Origin of the sequence: Olleya namhaensis (assembly GCF_900114005.1) — a bacterium.
Lineage (GTDB): Bacteria > Bacteroidota > Bacteroidia > Flavobacteriales > Flavobacteriaceae > Olleya > Olleya namhaensis.
This window is the reverse complement of the sequence record NZ_FORM01000008.1, coordinates 156,986-175,253: the sequence shown is the minus strand read 5'-3', so window position 1 is coordinate 175,253 and position 18,268 is coordinate 156,986. Positions and strand designations below refer to the sequence as shown.

Genomic DNA, 18,268 nt, shown 5'->3' with positions numbered 1-18,268 from the left:
ATACAGTTTTATTTAATTTTACTTAAAATTAATTTTAAAATAAATTGAGAGAAAGTGTCATTGTCATTAAATTTAATATTTTTACCTAAATAATACTAGTCTCCCATATTTATGCAACGCATTTTTGTAAACGACAAACCTATCTATTTAACTACAAAAGTTGAAAAGGAAACTGATTTTAAAAACTTTTTGCTTAAAGATGCAGATATAGATTTAGTCCTTAAGACTTTGGCTAAAAAATCTGTTGCTTCTGTACGTTTAATAGGTCATAATGAGGATAAGCTTTTAAAAACATTCAAGAAAAAACTGCCTAATGTTATAGCAGGTGGTGGTAAAGTTTTTAATGATGACGGGGACATATTGTTTATCTACCGTAATGATAAATGGGATTTGCCAAAAGGTAAAACAGAAAAAAACGAAACTATTGAAGAAACAGCGATTAGAGAAGTTGCTGAGGAAACAGGAGTTTCTGGTCTTAAAATAGTAAAACCACTGCCAATTACTTATCATATATTTAAAAGAAATGGTAAGACGAAACTTAAAATTACATATTGGTATGAAATGCAGTCTTCGTTTTCTGGTAATTTATATCCGCAACTTAATGAGGGTATTACCGAGGTGAAATGGCTAGGAGAGAAGGATTGGGGTAAAGCATTAAGCAATTCTTACGCCAATATTAAGCTGCTATTTTAATCACCAAATTATTTTAGTTAAAATTCTTCTTACTGCTTTTAATCCGTATAATCAAACGCTTTAACTTTTTAAAGACAATATTAAACGGTTTGGCTATTATTTTCTTGTAGGAAAACTTTGTTGGTTAGATTTGCAGTTGTAAATGTAAATAATCTAAAACCCTCAAGTATGTATAAAAAATTACACAATCAAACTCTAAATTTTAGGGCGCTATTTATTTTGGTAGCCTTAGCTTTTTCGGTTCAAACTTTTGCTTTTGAAGACACGTATTGTGGTTCAATTGCTGGTTTTGAGTTTTCTAATGGAAGCTCTTCGACAGCCATTTCTAATAATCAATCATATTACATTGGAGATCTTCCAAGTGATTTTTATATTGATTTACAAGTAAATGGATATTCTAACAGTGCTAGATACTATGTTAGAAACCTAGACACTGGACAATGTTACAACATTAACGAAAACTATGCGCCATATACATTTCCAGGAGGAAACGGAGCATGGAACTTAGGTTGTGGTAACTTTGAAGTAAAATCAAAAATTTATAAGTATAGCAGTTGTAGTTCTTACTGTGATAGCGAAACAATCCGTTTTACTATTACATGTTCTAATCCATGTGGAGATATTTCTGGATTAGAATTATCTAATGGAACGGATACTGTAACGGTTGTAGACCACGGGGTTTACGAGTTAGATACTTTACCTAATAATTTTTATGCTGATTTAATAGTAAACGGTCAGTCTGAAAGTGCTAGTCTTAAAGTTGAAAACTTAACTACAGGTCAAGTTTTTAATGTTGGTGAAAACTATTTACCATATACTGCACCAGGAGGAAACGCTGCTTGGAGTTATGGAACTGGTAATTTTAAAATTACAAGTAAAATCTTTGCTACTAATTACTGCCAGGGTGCTGCTTGTGATGAAAATGTAATTTATTTTACAATAAACAACACGATTTGTGGAGAAGTAGATGGATTTGAATTTTCTAACTTTTCTGATGCTGCTGTATCTATAGTAGATGGTGCTAGTTATGATCTTGATAACTTACCTGCAGATTTTAACATCAACTTATTAACGTCAGGAAATGTTGAAAGTGCTTATTTTACTTTAACAAACTTAGAAACAGGAGACGTTTATACTAAAACTGAAAATGCAACACCATATACTTATCCAGGAGCAACAACTGCTTCATGGGCACATGGATGTGGTACTTTTAAAGTATGTTCTAGTATTTATGCAGCTAACAATGCTGGTGGTGCAGAGTGTGATAGCTCTTGTGTTACATTTACAATTAATTGTGAAGAGCCTTGTGGAACTATTAGCGAATTTGCTTTTTCTAATACAACAGATAATGTTACTATAGCACAAGGTGGTGTTTATAATATTGCTGATTTACCTGAAGATTTTTATGTTGATGCAATTGTTGACGGAGGATCTGAAAGCGTAAGATTAACTGCTACTAACTTAGATACTAACGAAACACTTGTTATTATTGAAAACGTAGTACCTTATACTTACCCTGCAGGAGGAGTTGCTTGGAGTTTAGGATTAGGAAACTTCCAGATTCAAGCTGAATTATTTTCTGCTGATTACAATGGAGGAACGTTATGCGATACACAAACAATTAGCTTTGCTTTAGTAGATGTATTACAATGTGAAGATGTATCAGCTGGTACGGGATCATTATCTACAGGTTTTGCTGTAGTAACACCAGGAGTAACTGTTTCAGTTAGTGTAATAACTAATAACGATGCTGTTTTACCTGTAGGATACCAATTAGGTACAGTGCTTACTAAAGGTGCAGGTTTAACTATTGAAGGTGTTAGTGAGTCAACAACAATGATTTTACCAGTATCAGGTGGAAACTATAAAGTACATACTTTAGCTTACGACCCAACAACGTTTAACTTAAACGATATTGAATTAGGTGATACAACTGCTTTTTATATCTTAGATTTAATTGAAAACAATGAAATCTGTGCAGATTTAGATGCTAATGGAAATCCATTATTAATTGTAACTACAGGTTCTACTGATAGAACTACTGGAGCTACTCAATTAGCTGAAACTAAAGGAAACGATAACTTAGACGCAGGTCTTAAATTATACCCTAATCCAGTTGTTAATGAGTTACACGTAAATATTAATTTATTACAAGGTGAAGTTTTAACTTACTCTATGATGGACGTAAATGGTAAGCAAGTCTTAGCTGGTCGTTTATCTAGTAACACTAACATGATTCAAACAAATCAATTAGCTGGTGGACTTTACATTTTAAGAATGACTTCTGAAACAAGAAGCTTTACTAAAAAGGTAGTAGTGAGAAAATAATCACTAATTATTTATATAAAAAAACCGTTACAGTGATGTAACGGTTTTTTTTATGCCTTAAATTTAAGTATGCTTTCTTTTAGAACAGTCTTAATAGCATCGGGCATTTTATTGTCGACACTAAAAGATTGGTTTATTTCAATTTCAATTCCAGAGTAATGCTTCGGGAACTGTTTTCTTAAAGTAGTAGTAAATCCATCAGCTTTACCTAAATAAGGATAATTAAAGCGAATTCGATAGTTAGGGTTTTTAGCGAGAATACTTTTTTTTAAAGCAACAGCAATTTCTTTTTCGTTAGCTTTTCTAGAATCGAATAGTAAACCGATATCACAATTACGGATGTCTTGGTTTAATTGTGGAGTAAAGGAATGTATGGATAAGTGTAATACGTCATTATTATTTTTAATACGTGCTTGGATATAATCTGTTACTGCACTTCTGTATACGCTATAATGTTTTTTAATAATTTGTTTTTTCTCATTGATAGGAAGCTTTTTAGTAAACTCGGAATATACATTTTTGTGTAATAAAGACCTATTCAACTCTATTAACAAGCGACTAGTTTTGCTATAGTTAGAATAATCAGCTAGTGGTTGTAAGTAATTAAACACATCCAAAGCGCCTAAATCATAACCTCTATGCGTTTCAAGTACGGAAGTGTCTGTGAAAAGTGATTTGTATTCCTTGGGAATAGTATTACCACCATGTTCGCAAGTTATAACTAATTTCATTTTAAACCGTGGGTGTAAATAGCACGTTGTTTTGCAAACATTGGGCTAGTTGATTATAAATGTGAGTTATGTTTTTAACTGAAACATCTTGTTTTAATGCGGTAATAATTCTAGTAGATAATGTACCATGTGTAAGGATAGTCTCTAACGCTTTTTGGTAGTCCTCAGAGATGTTTTCTTTAACTAGACTGTATAGATGTTTCCATATGTCTTTTACTGTGGCAGCGTCTTTTAAATCAAATAGCTCTAAATAGTTTAAGTCAGAGATGTTGTAAAGTTCTCCGTCTTTTATAGTATTATTCAAAATAGCAAAAAGATCTTGTTTTAACCATTTTTCTTGCTTTTTAAGTCCTACCGTTTCTCCATTAACTAATAGCTTTAAAACTTCAATTATTAATGCGCAAATGGCAATGTCTGCTTTTGGACATTCTTGTATATCTACTAATCTAATTTCAATAGCATTTCTGTCAAATCTAGCAATGGCACCACGACTATTTAAAAAGTGATGATCTAAGATATTGTTAGTGTCATGCTTTTTAATGGCTTTTTTTATGGGTTCAAAAATAGTTGCGTAGTAATCTGCTTTTGTAAAGACGCGCTCCGGAATAACTAACCCTGTCATTTCTGGAATTTCTTTTTGGTTGGTTTTATAATACTCTAATCTAGTGTCTTTAAAACCTGTTACTTTACCATCTAATATTGGAGAGCTGGCACACAATCCTGGTAATAGCGGTAAAATTACCCTAACGGCTGCGTGTAGTTTTTCAAATTCTTTATCATCATAAAAAGGGAGGTTAATGTGTGTGCTTTGGACATTACTCCAGCCATGACCTTTACAGTCAAAAATCCTATTGTACAACTCATACACTTCACTATAACTGTGTTTCCATAATTGTGTGTCTTTTAAAGGATCCATTGTCGGGTGACATGCTGTAGGTAGTAAATTAGCTTGTAGCGGTTTTAGTAACGCATTAATTTCTAATACGTTTTTATGAAATGCTTCCGCTAACGAATTTAAATCTTTAGTTGGTCCATTGGTCTTTAATTCTACCACATGGGCAACCAACTCATTACTCCAAGCAATGGTTCCGTTTTCAATATCAGAAGTTAATTGGCCATTCTTTTTAGTTAGTAATACATCAACAATAGGTGCCACTTTAAAGCTATTAGTGTTAACTAACATGTATTCAAGCTCTATCCCATAGACCTCAAATAAGTGATACTTTTTACCCATAATTATTCCAATCTTGTTTTTAAAGCATTCAATATTTTTGTGTAGACTAGATCACCATAAAATGCGTCTTCTACTCCAAAGTCAATGTTAGGGTTGTCATTAATTTCAATAACCATCGACGTATTGTTTACCACTTTTATATCAATACCATATAAACCTTTTCCCATCAGTTTAGCCGATTTTATAGCCATAGTAATAACTGTTTTTGGGACGTCTTCTATTGGTAGGCAATCTGCGTCACCATCTTGATCGTTTTTTTTATCGGCATTCCAATTATAGATTTGCCAATGTCCTTTTGCCATATAGTATTTACAGGCATAAAAAGGCACATCGTCTATAATTCCAATGCGCCAATCGTAATCAGATGGACAAAACTCTTGCGCAATAATTAAGTCTGATTCTTTAAGCATTTCAGAGACTAACGTATCATATTCTGCTGCTGTTTTAGCTTTTTTTACACCAAACGAAAACGTGCTATCTGGTGCTTTTAAAACACATGGTAAGCCTACTTGTTCTAAAACTAACGCTCTATTCTCTTTGTGTACAATGACTGTTTTTGGTGTTGCTATATGTGCATTGTTTAAAGCTTCTGCCATATACACTTTGTTGCAACATTTTAAAATAGCCTCGGGGTAGTCAATAATTGCAAGTCCTTCTTGTTGTGCTTTTCTAGCAAAAGCATAGGCTTCATTATTAACTTCTGTACTTTGTCTAATAAATAAAGCATCAAAAGACGATAGGCGACTTAAGTCTTTAGGCTCTATGATTTCGGCATAAATATTCATTTTTTCAGCAATATCAATAAACCTTTTTAAGGCTTTGGCGTTGCTTGGAGGTGCGGGATCGTTTGGGTTAACTAAAATCGCTAAATCGAAATCTGACGTCGCTAATTTAGGTGTGTCGTAACGTTTTTTTGCAAAATATTGATTGGCGAATACGTTGACACTTTCGATATGATCCGCTGGGATTTCGGATTCTGAAATGGCTTTAATACTTTGTATGTTCCATTTGTTGTTATGATGAAACTTAATACGTAAAAAAGGCACTTGAAAATGTTTATAAAATAAGCTGCTTAGCTCTTTATATTTTTGAGCTACATTTTGTCCAAAATAGATGCTCAATGTAAATTCTCTTGATTTAATACTTTTTAAACTTTGTTGGATAACATCATCAAACTCATCCGATACAATTTTAACGAGTTTTAATGTTTTTAAATCTACAATGTTTCTAACCGTAGGAATGGCTAAATGACCTCTAGCTTCTGCTAATAAAGACACGTAATACCCTTTAGATTGATAGCTGTAGTCTTTGCAAAGGTTAAATATTCTCGCTTTTTTTAAAAGTGAAAACTTAGGATTGGTAAGATAGTCTTGAGAAGAAATTACCGTAATATTCTCAATCGAAAAATGCCATTTTTCAGGTTGATTGACAACAATGTATTTGTTCATTTTATGCGATGATCGCGATATAAATTATAAGTAAAGTTATATTATTTTTAAACTGGTTTTACAAAAAGTAAAACCAGTTTAGTTAATTTTTTAATAAATAGTAAAGCCTATTTTTTAGTCAAGCTGAAAATGTCTTTACGTCTGTCTTTTAGGTTTCTAACGCTACCAAATTGGTTTAATTCGCGTAGTAAATCTATGTCTACATCTGCAATTAAAATCATTTCTGTGTTTGCTGTAGCTTCTGCTTTTATACCATTTGCAGGGAACGCAAAATCGCAAGGCGTAAACACCATCGACTGCGCATATTGGATGTCCATGTTGTGTACTTTTGGTAAGTTACCAACGCTACCTGCAATAGCAACATAACATTCGTTTTCTATAGCACGTGCTTGTGCACAATGACGGACTCTAGAATACCCATTTTGTGTATCCGTTAAAAACGGAACAAATAATATGTCCATACCCTCATCAGCTAATAATCTACTTAACTCAGGGAACTCAGAATCGTAGCAAATTAAAATTCCTATTTTTCCGCAATCGGTATCAAATGCCTGTAGTTTGTTACCACCTTGCATACCCCAAACTTTAGCTTCATCAGGTGTGACGTGTAATTTTTCATAACGTTCTAATGTCCCATCTCGTCTACATAAATATCCAACGTTATATAATAGGTCGTCTTTCATTTCTGGAAAACTTCCTGTAATAATATTGATGTTGTATGAAATCGCTAATTCTGAAAATTTTTGTACAATCTCATCCGTATGTTTTGCTAATTCTCTAATAGCTTCAGATACCGGTAAGTGGTTGTTGGTAGCCATTAAAGGCGCGTTAAAAAACTCAGGGAATAACGCAAAGTCAGAACGGTATCCAGATACGGCATCCACAAAATATTCGGCTTGTTGCATTAATTCTTCCAGATCCTTATATAAACGCATTTGCCACTGTATAAGACCTAAACGCACTACTTTTTTCTTGGTAGCTGCTTTTTTAGATGGTTTTTTGTAATAAATATTATCCCATTCTAAAAGCACCGCAAATTCTCCAGAGTCTTTATCCCCTTCTAAGTAGCCTTTTAAAACACGTAGTGGGTGAAAGTCGTTTGATATTTGAAAGTTTAAAACAGAATCATGGATTTCTTTACGCTTCACTTTATCCATGTATTCCTTCGGCGTCATTTTATCTTGGTGATTGTGGTAGTTTGGAATACGACCGCCAAATACAATACCTCTTAGGTTAAGTTGTTCGCATAATTCTTTTCTGTAGTCATACAAACGTCTCCCTAAACGTAATCCTCTAAATTTAGGTTTTATAAAAACATCAATACCATAAAGCACATCTCCAGATTTGGTATGTGTGTTAAAAGAGTAATTACCTGTAATATCCTCGTAGGTGTGTTCTTCTTCAATCCTATCGTAATCTACTATTATAGATAAAGCACAACCTGCAATTTGGTTGTTGATTTTAATAACAACTTGTCCTTCCGGAAACTTGTCTATTAATGTTTTAATTTGATGTTCTCTCCAATATAAATTAGGCATAGACTTATATGCTTCTTGCATAGCCTCTTTTAACTCTTGATAATCATCTAGAGTTAGATATGCTAATTCTATATTTTCAATGTCTTGTGGGTTCATTTTTATTTACTTGATTTGTATAGTAAATGTAGTATAAAAACAAATTGAAAAAACAACTAAAAAAAATATTTTTTACATTTATTTTTCCACTCTAAAAACAGGATATTGTAAGTGTGATTTCTCGTAATTTGGACTCTGTTTGTGCAACCAGTCTAGTTGTGAGTACCAGTTAGTTGCGAAGTCTTTATCGTACGATTTTTTAAGATTGAAATTTATTTTAAGTTTTGGATTTTGCGCCAATAATAATTCGGCTTTATCTTCCCAAACGTAAGGCGAAAATCCTTCTTTTTGTTGCAAGATTGTATCAAAGAAATTCCAGTTAAAAAATGAATCTGGAGCTTGAGGTTCTAAAGTTTCAATTAGATACCTAAACGCCGTTTGATTGGTTTCAATTAGAAAATCTCCTTTTCTAAAAAGAATGTTTTCCTCTGAGGCTTTTATGGAAGTATTATAATGTTGGTAATGTCCCTCATAAGCTCTTGTTCTAGTTTCAAACGTATCAATTTTATAAGATTGTACCGTTATGGTTGTGTCCTTGGTTAACGTTTTTAGTGCTACATTATTCAACTTTAAAAGTTCAATAACATGCCACCAACCTTGAGGTATAATGTAGGCTTTTGGAACACTAACCTCAACACTAGGTTTGAAGTAGTTCTGATAGGCAACAGGTTTTGTAAAAGGTTTGTTGACGTCGTATTTTAAACGATCGGCTTCGGTAATATTACTTGGTATTCTGTGACCTTCAAAACCTTTAAATTGTAATGTTGTGGTTTTTGTAGTATCAATTTCCCATTGTAATGGATAAGTTGTTTTAGCCAACAGTTTTTGATTCGCCTCTAGGCGTAGTGTTTTTATTTGCTCATGGTCTTCTTCTATAATTTCTATCATAGATTTCATTAACTCATAAGTCCCTTCTACACGTTGCTTATAGGGTTTAAGCATGTGTGTTTCTACCATCATGCCCAAGGTGTTAAATAATGTTGTGTATCCAGTGGAGTAGCGCGGGCTGTCCATAAATTGACTAAATCCAGCTTCGGGAACCGTGTTAAAAACATTGACATAAGGTGTGATGTCCCATTTTTTATCAGCTAATTTATGTTCTAAGTTAGGTTGCATCTTGCTGTGTAAATAGTCTCCTAATGCGCCACCCAGTTTGTTGTGTTGTGTAAATAAATGGGTTAGGGTGTATTGGTAATCTGCACCATTACTAACATGATTATCAATAAAAACATCAGGTTGTACTAAATGAAAAATCTGTGCAAACGTCTTGGCGTTTTTAGTGTCACTTTTTATAAAATCTCTGTTTAGATCATAGTTTCTAGCATTACCTCTAAAGCCATATGCTTTTGGTCCGTTTTGATTGGTTCTTGTGCCTGTGTTTCGGTTTAAGCTTCCACCCACATTATAAATAGGGATTGTAGTTAATACAGTATGTTTTGGTATTGCAATAGTACCATCCGCAATGTCTCTAAATAATAGCATTGTAGCGTCAATACCATCGGATTCTCCAGGATGGATTCCGTTATTAATTAGTAAGATGCGCTTGTCCTTTTTGATGTTTTCAAAATTGAAATTGCCATCAGGGTTTAAAGTTACTATATGTAATGGTTTTCCGGAATCTGTTTGACCTAAAGAGTCTATAGATATTGAAGGGTAAGTCGATGCTAAATTATTGTAAAAGGTAATAGTCTGTTGGTAAGTCGCTGTTTCTAATCCATTAGATTTTTCGAAAATAGTTTCAAAATCATAGTTAGTCTTAGTGGATGGTTTGCAAGAAACGATTAAAATTAAAAGGACTAATATTTTTTTCATTGGTAGTTTTTTAAAAAGTGGTTACACAAATATAATACTATAGACTTGTGATTGTTGTAATTAAACGTACTTTTGCAGCTTGAAAAATTGAAGATATGACTGAGTTTATTAGAAAGATAATTCCGAATGCAAAAGATGATGTTTTAGCCGGGATAACAGTGTCTCTAGCTATGATTCCAGAGGTGGTAGCGTTTGCGTTTGTAGCGCAAATTGATCCATTAATGGCATTGTCAGGTGCTTTTATTATAGGTTTAATTACAGCTATTTTTGGAGGTAGACCAGGTTTAATATCTGGAGCAGCAGGAGCAGTGGCAGTTATTTTTGTGACTATGATTGCCGATGGACATACCAAAGGAATGTTGATGGATACGCCTATTGAAAATATGGGGTTTTTCTACCTGATGGCCTGTGTGGTTTTAATGGGAGTGATTCAAATATTAGCAGGTGTTTTTAAACTAGGACGTTTTGTACGATTGATTCCGCATCCAGTAATGATGGGGTTTGTAAACGGGTTGTCTATTGTAATATTTATGGCACAAGTAAAAATGTTCTCTCATAAATCATTACAAATTTCTGATGCAGGAGTAAAGGAATACATTAGTACTTACATGCAAGGGTCTGAATTATATATCATGATTGGTTTAGTATTACTAACTATGGGTATTATTTGGGGATTACCTAAAATAACTAAAAAATTGCCAGCAGCATTAACTGCAATATTGGTGACTAGTTTAATAGTTATTGGTTTTAATATGGATGTGTCTACCGTTGGATCTTATATTGTTGAAGGTGGTGGTACAGGTTTAAAAGGAGAATTTCCAACACCTAACATGGAGCTTTGGGAGAAATTACCGTTTAATTTAGATACTTTAAAGTTTATTGCAATACCTGCGTTTTTAGCAGCTTCTGTTGGATTAATTGAGTCTTTAATGACTATGAATTTAGTGGACGAGTTAACAGAAACTAGGGGTAATGGAAACAGAGAATGTGTCGCACAAGGTGCCGGAAATATTGTGTCTGGTTTATTTGGTGGTACTGGTGGTTGTGGTATGATTGGTCAAACAGTTATTAATATTAATGCAGGTGGACGTGGAAGACTATCTGGTATCATGATGGCGGTAACATTATTATCGTTTATATTATTTGCTGATCAGTTAATAGAAATGGTGCCAATTGCAGCGCTAGTTGGTGTCATGTTTATGATGGTTATTGAAACATTTGCATGGTCAAGTTTTAGAATATTAAAAAAAATACCTAAGTCTGATGCAGTGGTGCTTATTACAGTATCTTTAGTAACGGTGTTTGTAGATTTAGCAGTGGCTGTATTTATTGGAGTCATAATTTCAGCATTAGTATTTGCATGGGAAAACGCAACTAAAATTAGAGCAAGAAAACGTATCAAAGCAGATGGAACTAAGATTTATGAAATCTGGGGACCATTATTTTTTGGAAGTATCCAAGCATTTAATGAGAAGTTTGATGCTAAAAACGATCCTGATAAAATTGAAATAGATTTTGTCGAATCTCGAGTAAGTGATCATTCTGCTTTAGAAGCTATTTTTAATCTAGTAGAAAAGTATGAGAAAGAAGGAAAGCAAATCCGTTTAAAGCATTTAAGCGAAGATTGTAAAGTATTACTATATAAATCTAACCCTAAGTTTAGAGAAGTGGTTGTAGAAGATATAGACGATCCTAGATACCATTTAGCAGCCAATCCTGAGGATTTCCCTAAGCCTTTGTCAGAATATAAGTTTTAGATCTGTTTTGTCTTTAAATAGGCAGAAGGCAGAAGTTAAAAGGGAAAAGGACTCGTTCTTAACTAAAAAAAAGCATCATGATCTAAATCGTGATGCTTTTTTTAATTTTGCCTAATGCCTAATGCCTAATGCCTAATGCCTAATGCCTAATGCCTAATGCCTAATGCCTAATGCCTAATTATTAGTCCTAACACTATCGGGTACTAAAACCGTGTAGTCTCCATTGTTTCTAATAACTTCTCTAACAATAGAAGAAGAGATATAACTTGTTCTTGCAGCAGTTAGCAAAAACACGGTTTCAATTTTAGAAAGTTTACGGTTGGTATGTGCAATTGCTTTTTCGAATTCAAAATCTGCAGGATTACGCAAACCACGTAAAATAAATTGGGCATCTACAACTTTACAAAAATCTATAGTTAAGCCTTTGTAGGTTACAATTTTTACTTTTGGTTCGTCCTTAAAAGTATCTTCTAAAAAGCGTTTTCTTTCTTCTAAAGAAAACATGTATTTTTTTTCAGAGTTAACACCAATAGCAACAATAACTTCGTCAAAAAGTTTGATACCACGTCTAATAATATCGTAATGACCTAGGGTAATCGGATCAAAAGATCCAGGGAAAAGTGCACGTCTCATGTTTTGTTTTTTAGTCTCTATCAACATCGTAAATGGTTCCGTTTGCAAAAAGAGATTTTATCTCAGTTTTTGAGTATCCATCAAATTCTGTATTATAATTTTCAGGTTTGTCTATTTTGTAGGTCTTTGATTTTTTATCAATAGACATGTCATTATAAATTACAAAAATACTGTCGGTTGTAATTTTGTTAATCTTCATTGTGCTATAATATCCTTTTTGTGGTGTTTCTAAAGCGTAAACATCACCTACAGCAGGATTTTCTATGTAGCGTTTTTCGTTTTCGGCATTCTGTTTACCAGAATACACTAAAAAAGCAATAATAACAGCTAAAACAGCTAAGCCACTAAAATACCAAAGTGGATATTTAGCATCTGCTTTTTCTAATTTAAATTTTTCTTTAACCTGATTAGGAAGCTCTTTTAGTTTATACGTCCTTTTACAGCTAGTACATTCTAGTATGTTTTCTTTACCAATCGGAAACATCGGGATCCAATATAAATAGGCATATTTTCCAAAAATGGTATAACGCATACTGCGTCCATCTTCGCAATCCGGACATTTTGTATTGCTTAGAGTGCCTTCTTTTATTTTAGAGGCTTTGCTTCCGTAAAAAATCATGTGTATAGTGGTTTGGTTAGTATTTAAATATATGCTTTTTATTTTAAAGCTTCTTCAATAGCACTGCTAAACAAGTCTTGCATGGATATCCCAGCAGCTTGCGCTTGTTGAGGTAAAATACTAGCAGTTGTTAATCCAGGAATGGTATTCATTTCTAATAAATGTGGTTCGCCATTTTTAAAAATAAACTCACTTCTAGAAAATCCTTTCATTTTTAAAACCTCATAGACCTTTTTTGCAACGGTATTGACCTGTTCTTCTTGTGCTTTTGTTAATCTGGCAGGCGTAATTTCTTGAGATTTGCCTAAATATTTGGCTTCGTAGTCAAAAAAATCGTTCTCGCTTACAATTTCTGTAATTGGTAATACCTTAGTTTCACCTTTATAAGTAATCACTCCTACGGACACTTCTACACCATCTAAAAACGATTCTATTATAATCTCATCATCTTCTTTAAACGCAACGTCAATAGCCTGTTGTAAATCTTCTTTTTTATGCACTTTACTAATACCAAAACTACTACCGGCTTTATTTGCTTTTACAAAACAAGGTAAGCCCACTTTGGCAATAATTTCAGTTTCATTAATAACATCTCCAAGATTAAGGTAATAACTCTCAGCGGTTAAAATTCCGTAAGGTTTTAAAACACTTAAACAGTCTCTTTTATTAAAGGTTAAACCCGCTTGATACATGTCACAGCTAGTTTGTGGCATATTTATCAAGGCAAAGTAACCTTGCATAAAACCATCTTCTCCAGGACTACCATGTATGGCGTTAAACACACAATCAAACGTTATTTTTGTGTCATTTACAGTAACAGAAAAATCGTTTTTATCAATTGTAAATTCAGTGTCATTAGCATCAACATACACCCATTTGTCTTTAAAAATATGTATGCGATAACCAATGTATTTAGTGTTGTCTAAATTTTGATATACAACGTTTCCGCTGTTAAGAGAGATCTTGTATTCGCTAGAATAACCTCCCATTATTATGGCAATGTTTTTTTTCATTTAAATCTAAATTATATCAGATATCCAATAAAGTAGTATAATATTCGTTTTGTAAAAATATCATTTATTTTATTCCGAAGATAAAACCTTTTAGTTTTTATATATTTGCCTACAAAAATTAGTTAAATGAGTGTGATCAGTTTTCTTAAAAGTAAAGCGTTTTTTATACAATTAGCAATTGCTATAGTTGCTTTGTTTGTAATTGGATTTTTAATCTTAAAATGGTTGGACATTACAACCAATAATGGCGAGTTTCAAACTGTGCCAGATTTAAAAGGAAAATCCATAGAAGTTGCTCAGATAGAGTTAGATGAAAATAATTTGGTCATGCAAATTCAAGATTCTGCTAATTTTAATCCAGATTACCCAAAGTTTTCTGTGATAGATCAAGACCCGAAAGCTAGTGAGCAAGTAAAGGAAAACCGTAAAATATATATCACCTTAAATCCCTCTGGCTACCGTAAAATAGCAGTGCCTGATTTACGCCAAAAGTCGTTTAGGCAAGCTAGACCAATGATAGAAGCCTTAGGTTTTCAAGTTGGAAAAACAACCTACATAGATAATATTGGTAAAGACATGGTCTTAGGACTACGTTATAATGGCAGTGTTTTAGAGCCTAATACAAAATTACCAAAAACATCAAAAATTGATGTGGTTTTAGGTAACGGTAATCGTCCAGGAGGTAACTAATTATGAACGACTATACACCAGAATTACCAGAAGAAGAAGAAGGAACGTTGTACGAGCATCACACCTTTGTTGCAGATAAAGGTCAAAAACCATTACGAATAGACAAATGGTTGATGAACAAAATCGAAAACGCAACACGTAACAAAATACAAGATGCTGCCAAAAATGGAAGCATATTTGTTAATGAGGTGCCTGTAAAATCAAACTACAAGGTCAAGCCGGAAGATGCTATTGCAGTACGTTTAGCCTATCCACCGCACGAGAATCTTCTAGTAGGAGAAGATCTACCATTAGATGTTGTTTATGAAGACGACCAATTATTGGTAGTCAATAAACCAGCAGGTATGGTTGTGCATCCAGGACACGGTAATTACTCTGGGACGTTAATCAACGCATTAATATTCCATTTTGATAACCTACCAAACAACTCTAGTGACCGTCCAGGATTAGTCCACAGGATTGACAAAGACACTTCAGGATTGTTAGTTGTAGCAAAAACAGAAGTTGCTATGGCACATCTGTCTGCGCAATTTAAAGCCAAAACTAGCGAGCGCGAATACGTTGCCATAGTTTGGGGTAATATGGACGAGGAAGAAGGGACCATAGAAGGTAACATTGGACGACACCCAAAAAACAGATTACAAAATACCGTGTTTTTTGACGACGAAGCAGACAAAGGTAAACCCGCAGTAACACACTATAAAGTTATAGAGCGTTTAGGATATGTAACCTTAGTAACTTGTAAGTTAGAAACCGGACGTACACACCAGATCCGTGTGCACATGAAACATATTGGACATACTTTATTTAATGACGAGCGTTACGGCGGAAACCTAATCTTAAAAGGGACCACGTTTACAAAATACAAGCAATTTGTAGATAACTGCTTTAAAGTATTACCACGTCAAGCCCTACATGCAAAAACATTAGGATTTGTGCACCCTACAACAAATAAGTTTATGAGCTTTGAGTCTCCAATCCCAGAAGATATAGCAAACTGTATCGAAAAGTGGAGAGGTTACTCAAAACACATGGAATAATATCTAGTCTAAGATATTTTGGACGTTACCCTTATCCTGAAAAAAAATCAGGATAAGGGTCGCGCTATCCGTTATATCTTTTTTTGCCATTTATGGCAGCAAAAAAAGGATGCCACTACTATCCCTAACGCAACACGGTACATCATAGTAAAATCAAATTTTAGTATTGTAAATTACTATAGATTCAGCTTTTATAACCAAAGTGTAATTCGTAATTTCGTGATAAGTAAAACAATAAGTTATGGTATGTATTAACGTACTATATACAAAGCAGTAACATTGCAAAACAATGGGACTCCAATAGTAAATTAAACACATCATGAAACTAGTTATATCTCCAGCAAAATCCCTTGATTTTGAATCTAAATTGCCAACAACAAAAACAACTCAGTCTTTGTTTTTAGCGCAATCTAAAAAACTAAATACGGTATTAAAAAAGCAAACGCCGCAAGACCTGTCAAAATTGATGGGTATTAGCGACAAGTTAGCACAGCTTAATTACGACCGTAATCAAGACTGGACCATACCATTTACTAAAGACAACGCAAGACCTGCCATCTACGCGTTTAACGGAGATGTCTATAAAGGACTAGACGCCTACAATATCCCAGAGGATAAGTTAGCGTTAACCCAAAACACAGTTAGGATTTTATCAGGGCTTTACGGGGTGTTAAAACCATTGGATTTAATACAACCGTACCGTTTAGAAATGGGAACAAAGTTACCCGTAGGAAGCAATAAAAATTTATACGAGTTTTGGAAAAAAGACATCGTAGCAGCTTTAAACGAAGAGCTTGAGGATGACGAGCTGTTTTTAAATCTAGCGTCAAACGAGTATTTTAAGGCTATAGACACCAAAGCACTAAAAGTACCGGTTGTAACCGCTAACTTTAAAGAGTTTAAAAATGGGAAGCTAAAAATAATATCGTTTTATGCTAAAGAAGCACGTGGTTTAATGGCTAAATTTGTTATTGATACCAATGCAAAAACTGTAGACGATTTAAAACAATTTAACTATAATAACTATCAATTTGATGGAAACCTCTCAACCCAAAAAGACTTGGTCTTTACAAGATAACAAACGTACCAAAGACCAACGTAATTTATTTAAGGCTACCGGAAAAACAAAAAAGAACAAAAACGTCATGTATTTGTTCTCTGTAATTGGTGTGCTATTGGTAGTTAGCTTTTTATTGCCAATGCTGTACGATCAAGAGGTTACTGTATGTATAACAGACACCTTTTGTCTTAACTCTGCACACCATGTTATTTTATATCCACTTTACATATTTTGCACCATAGTAATATTGCTATTAGCCATTTATGGTGCTTACGTCATAGGAAAAAAAATAGGGGATAGGTTTAAGGTTTAACCGTACCCTTTTTGTCTAAGCTAATTTTAGTTTCTGGTCTCACACGTTTTTTAATACGTGGGCGTCTAACACCAAAAGTACCGCGGTTAATTTTTCCTCGTTTTGATTTTCTATCTCCTTTACCCATAGTTTGTTTTTATTTTAATTGGCACGCTAGTGCAAATAATTAGTTTTAAATACTGTTTTTAAGATACAAAAAGGACTATTTTTAGCCAAAGTAATACTCCTAAAGTTGTTATAAAGTTTGCCGGACTAACGGACTTTAATAACTAAAAACTATGTTTAAACACAAACATCCATACCAACCCTTTATAAAAAAGGATACCACAAAACTAATTGTAGGTACCTTACCACCACCGCGTTTTACAACTGGACAGTTACTAGAAAAAGATGTGGACTTTTGCTACGGTAGTTATTATAATAGCTTGTGGTTGTTTATAGATAAAATACATGATTTAGGATTGCGTTTTGATAACTCTCAAGAAGCAATAGACCAAAGAAAAGCCTTTTTAATACAACAAAAAATAGGGGTTTGTGATATTGTGGATAGTGCAGAACGCGAAAAAATTGATGCGTCAGATCTAGGAATGACTAATATTAAATTAAGAGACCTAATTGGCTATTTACATAAATATCCCGCAGTAGACACCTTGTTGTTTACAGGCGGAAATAGTAAAAACGGACCAGAATATTTTTTTAGAAGACACATCAAAGACTACAATCTAAAATTAGAATTAGTCTCAAAAATAACACCCAAAATACATCAGTTTGTATTACCAAGTCCCAAAACTACAGCAACCCAACCAATCTTACTCAAACCAAGATTAATTAAAACCGTATCCTTAACCTCTGGGTCTGGAGCAGCCAATATAGCTATAGGTAGTAATCCATTATATAAACAACTAAAAGCAGCTAACCCTAAATTTAATACGTTTGATTTTAGAGTCATGCAGTATCGTGAGTTTTTTTAGGGTGTGTTTAAAAGCTTTAAATGGTGTAAATGGGATTATGTAGTGCGTTTTAGAGTAATACTGTTATAGGGCTTTTTAATTGTATAATTTAGGTTCCGTTATGCCTCTGTCTAACATGGCTTGTTTATTCATTTCAAAATGGTTTATAGTCATGCTATTAAAATAGTCGCGGAAAGGAGGAAGGTTATAGTCTTTTCTTAATTGCTCAATATTAATCGTGTCCATTAAACCAATTTTAGGAAAATTCATTTTTTTAATGTGCCCTAACGTTAATGTATAAGGAAAGTTGCGT

Annotated in this window: 18 protein-coding genes; 8 read left to right on the top strand and 10 right to left on the bottom strand. The window is 33.6% G+C overall.

Going from position 1 to position 18,268, the window contains the following annotated elements; genetic code table 11:
• Nucleotides 1-111: 111 nt before the first annotated feature.
• Nucleotides 112-693, top strand: a complete 582-nt coding sequence (locus tag BMZ09_RS13480; RefSeq protein ID WP_090841515.1) for an NUDIX hydrolase — start codon at nucleotides 112-114, stop codon at nucleotides 691-693.
• A 168-nt stretch (nucleotides 694-861) separates the two neighbouring features.
• Nucleotides 862-3,021, top strand: coding sequence for a T9SS type A sorting domain-containing protein (locus BMZ09_RS13475; RefSeq protein WP_090841512.1), 2,160 nt, complete (start codon nucleotides 862-864; stop codon nucleotides 3,019-3,021).
• Between the two features lie 50 nt (nucleotides 3,022-3,071).
• Here BMZ09_RS13475 and BMZ09_RS13470 read toward each other — a convergent pair whose 3' ends face one another.
• The 5 genes from BMZ09_RS13470 to BMZ09_RS13450 form a co-directional block, all read right to left on the bottom strand.
• Entirely contained in the window at nucleotides 3,072-3,752 is a 681-nt protein-coding gene (locus BMZ09_RS13470; RefSeq protein WP_090841510.1) for an N-formylglutamate amidohydrolase, read from the bottom strand.
• A 1-nt stretch (nucleotide 3,753) separates the two neighbouring features.
• A complete protein-coding gene (locus BMZ09_RS13465; RefSeq protein WP_090841509.1) occupies nucleotides 3,754-4,986 on the bottom strand; it encodes a glutamate-cysteine ligase family protein in 1,233 nt (410 codons plus the stop codon).
• Nucleotides 4,987-4,988: 2 nt separating this feature from the next.
• Complete coding sequence (locus BMZ09_RS13460) at nucleotides 4,989-6,434, bottom strand: RimK family protein (RefSeq protein WP_090841507.1); 1,446 nt, start codon at nucleotides 6,432-6,434, stop codon at nucleotides 4,989-4,991.
• Nucleotides 6,435-6,541: 107 nt separating this feature from the next.
• A complete protein-coding gene (locus tag BMZ09_RS13455) occupies nucleotides 6,542-8,068 on the bottom strand; it encodes a carbon-nitrogen hydrolase family protein (protein ID WP_090841505.1) in 1,527 nt (508 codons plus the stop codon).
• A 78-nt stretch (nucleotides 8,069-8,146) separates the two neighbouring features.
• Entirely contained in the window at nucleotides 8,147-9,880 is a 1,734-nt protein-coding gene (locus tag BMZ09_RS13450; RefSeq protein WP_090841503.1) for a M14 family metallopeptidase, read from the bottom strand.
• Nucleotides 9,881-9,975: 95 nt separating this feature from the next.
• Between BMZ09_RS13450 and BMZ09_RS13445 the strand changes: the two genes are divergently transcribed.
• The gene (locus BMZ09_RS13445) at nucleotides 9,976-11,637 is read left to right on the top strand and encodes a SulP family inorganic anion transporter (RefSeq protein ID WP_090841501.1); all 1,662 of its coding nucleotides are present in this window, start codon (nucleotides 9,976-9,978) and stop codon (nucleotides 11,635-11,637) included.
• A gap of 174 nt (nucleotides 11,638-11,811) precedes the next feature.
• Here BMZ09_RS13445 and coaD read toward each other — a convergent pair whose 3' ends face one another.
• From coaD to BMZ09_RS13430, 3 genes are read right to left on the bottom strand one after another with little or no spacing between them, the layout of a single operon-like run.
• Complete coding sequence (gene coaD, locus BMZ09_RS13440) at nucleotides 11,812-12,270, bottom strand: pantetheine-phosphate adenylyltransferase (RefSeq protein ID WP_090841603.1); 459 nt, start codon at nucleotides 12,268-12,270, stop codon at nucleotides 11,812-11,814.
• A gap of 10 nt (nucleotides 12,271-12,280) precedes the next feature.
• A complete protein-coding gene (locus BMZ09_RS13435; RefSeq protein WP_090841499.1) occupies nucleotides 12,281-12,889 on the bottom strand; it encodes a hypothetical protein in 609 nt (202 codons plus the stop codon).
• 38 nt (nucleotides 12,890-12,927) lie between these two features.
• Nucleotides 12,928-13,902: a D-alanine--D-alanine ligase gene (locus BMZ09_RS13430; protein ID WP_090841497.1), complete on the bottom strand. Its 975-nt coding sequence runs from the start codon at nucleotides 13,900-13,902 to the stop codon at nucleotides 12,928-12,930.
• A 126-nt stretch (nucleotides 13,903-14,028) separates the two neighbouring features.
• Here BMZ09_RS13430 and BMZ09_RS13425 point away from each other — a divergent pair, with 126 nt between their 5' ends.
• The 4 genes from BMZ09_RS13425 (at nucleotide 14,029) to BMZ09_RS13410 (ending at nucleotide 17,005) form a co-directional block, all read left to right on the top strand.
• Nucleotides 14,029-14,592, top strand: coding sequence for a PASTA domain-containing protein (locus tag BMZ09_RS13425; RefSeq protein ID WP_090841495.1), 564 nt, complete (start codon nucleotides 14,029-14,031; stop codon nucleotides 14,590-14,592).
• Between the two features lie 2 nt (nucleotides 14,593-14,594).
• Nucleotides 14,595-15,632 (top strand): RluA family pseudouridine synthase, encoded by a 1,038-nt coding sequence (locus tag BMZ09_RS13420; protein ID WP_090841493.1) that lies wholly within the window; start codon nucleotides 14,595-14,597, stop codon nucleotides 15,630-15,632.
• 319 nt (nucleotides 15,633-15,951) lie between these two features.
• Nucleotides 15,952-16,710 (top strand): peroxide stress protein YaaA, encoded by a 759-nt coding sequence (gene yaaA / locus BMZ09_RS13415; RefSeq protein ID WP_090841491.1) that lies wholly within the window; start codon nucleotides 15,952-15,954, stop codon nucleotides 16,708-16,710.
• Complete coding sequence (locus BMZ09_RS13410; RefSeq protein ID WP_090841489.1) at nucleotides 16,667-17,005, top strand: hypothetical protein; 339 nt, start codon at nucleotides 16,667-16,669, stop codon at nucleotides 17,003-17,005. Before yaaA ends, BMZ09_RS13410 begins: the two co-directional genes overlap by 44 nt.
• Here the strand turns inward: BMZ09_RS13410 and BMZ09_RS13405 are convergent.
• Nucleotides 16,995-17,132: a 30S ribosomal protein THX gene (locus BMZ09_RS13405; protein ID WP_090841487.1), complete on the bottom strand. Its 138-nt coding sequence runs from the start codon at nucleotides 17,130-17,132 to the stop codon at nucleotides 16,995-16,997. The two genes, BMZ09_RS13410 and BMZ09_RS13405, sit on opposite strands and share 11 nt — an antisense overlap.
• Before the next feature lie 151 nt (nucleotides 17,133-17,283).
• Here BMZ09_RS13405 and BMZ09_RS13400 point away from each other — a divergent pair, with 151 nt between their 5' ends.
• A complete protein-coding gene (locus BMZ09_RS13400) occupies nucleotides 17,284-17,976 on the top strand; it encodes a uracil-DNA glycosylase family protein (protein WP_090841485.1) in 693 nt (230 codons plus the stop codon).
• 75 nt (nucleotides 17,977-18,051) lie between these two features.
• Here BMZ09_RS13400 and BMZ09_RS16205 read toward each other — a convergent pair whose 3' ends face one another.
• Complete coding sequence (locus BMZ09_RS16205) at nucleotides 18,052-18,225, bottom strand: hypothetical protein (protein ID WP_177183541.1); 174 nt, start codon at nucleotides 18,223-18,225, stop codon at nucleotides 18,052-18,054.
• Between the last annotated feature and the right edge of the window lie 43 nt (nucleotides 18,226-18,268).

What these genes read in the sequence shown, in the direction of transcription:
- BMZ09_RS13420 (WP_090841493.1), top strand. Translation starts at nt 14,595, where the DNA reads ATGAACGACTATACACCAGAATTACCAGAAGAAGAAGAAGGAACGTTG.
- BMZ09_RS13445 (WP_090841501.1), top strand. Translation starts at nt 9,976, where the DNA reads ATGACTGAGTTTATTAGAAAGATAATTCCGAATGCAAAAGATGATGTT.
- BMZ09_RS13405 (WP_090841487.1), bottom strand. Translation starts at nt 17,132, where the DNA reads ATGGGTAAAGGAGATAGAAAATCAAAACGAGGAAAAATTAACCGCGGT.
- yaaA (WP_090841491.1), top strand. Translation starts at nt 15,952, where the DNA reads ATGAAACTAGTTATATCTCCAGCAAAATCCCTTGATTTTGAATCTAAA.
- BMZ09_RS13410 (WP_090841489.1), top strand. Translation starts at nt 16,667, where the DNA reads ATGGAAACCTCTCAACCCAAAAAGACTTGGTCTTTACAAGATAACAAA.
- BMZ09_RS13430 (WP_090841497.1), bottom strand. Translation starts at nt 13,902, where the DNA reads ATGAAAAAAAACATTGCCATAATAATGGGAGGTTATTCTAGCGAATAC.
- BMZ09_RS13465 (WP_090841509.1), bottom strand. Translation starts at nt 4,986, where the DNA reads ATGGGTAAAAAGTATCACTTATTTGAGGTCTATGGGATAGAGCTTGAA.
- BMZ09_RS13450 (WP_090841503.1), bottom strand. Translation starts at nt 9,880, where the DNA reads ATGAAAAAAATATTAGTCCTTTTAATTTTAATCGTTTCTTGCAAACCA.
- BMZ09_RS13470 (WP_090841510.1), bottom strand. Translation starts at nt 3,752, where the DNA reads ATGAAATTAGTTATAACTTGCGAACATGGTGGTAATACTATTCCCAAG.
- BMZ09_RS13435 (WP_090841499.1), bottom strand. Translation starts at nt 12,889, where the DNA reads ATGATTTTTTACGGAAGCAAAGCCTCTAAAATAAAAGAAGGCACTCTA.
- coaD (WP_090841603.1), bottom strand. Translation starts at nt 12,270, where the DNA reads ATGAGACGTGCACTTTTCCCTGGATCTTTTGATCCGATTACCCTAGGT.
- BMZ09_RS13455 (WP_090841505.1), bottom strand. Translation starts at nt 8,068, where the DNA reads ATGAACCCACAAGACATTGAAAATATAGAATTAGCATATCTAACTCTA.
- BMZ09_RS13460 (WP_090841507.1), bottom strand. Translation starts at nt 6,434, where the DNA reads ATGAACAAATACATTGTTGTCAATCAACCTGAAAAATGGCATTTTTCG.
- BMZ09_RS16205 (WP_177183541.1), bottom strand. Translation starts at nt 18,225, where the DNA reads ATGAATTTTCCTAAAATTGGTTTAATGGACACGATTAATATTGAGCAA.
- BMZ09_RS13400 (WP_090841485.1), top strand. Translation starts at nt 17,284, where the DNA reads ATGTTTAAACACAAACATCCATACCAACCCTTTATAAAAAAGGATACC.
- BMZ09_RS13475 (WP_090841512.1), top strand. Translation starts at nt 862, where the DNA reads ATGTATAAAAAATTACACAATCAAACTCTAAATTTTAGGGCGCTATTT.
- BMZ09_RS13425 (WP_090841495.1), top strand. Translation starts at nt 14,029, where the DNA reads ATGAGTGTGATCAGTTTTCTTAAAAGTAAAGCGTTTTTTATACAATTA.
- BMZ09_RS13480 (WP_090841515.1), top strand. Translation starts at nt 112, where the DNA reads ATGCAACGCATTTTTGTAAACGACAAACCTATCTATTTAACTACAAAA.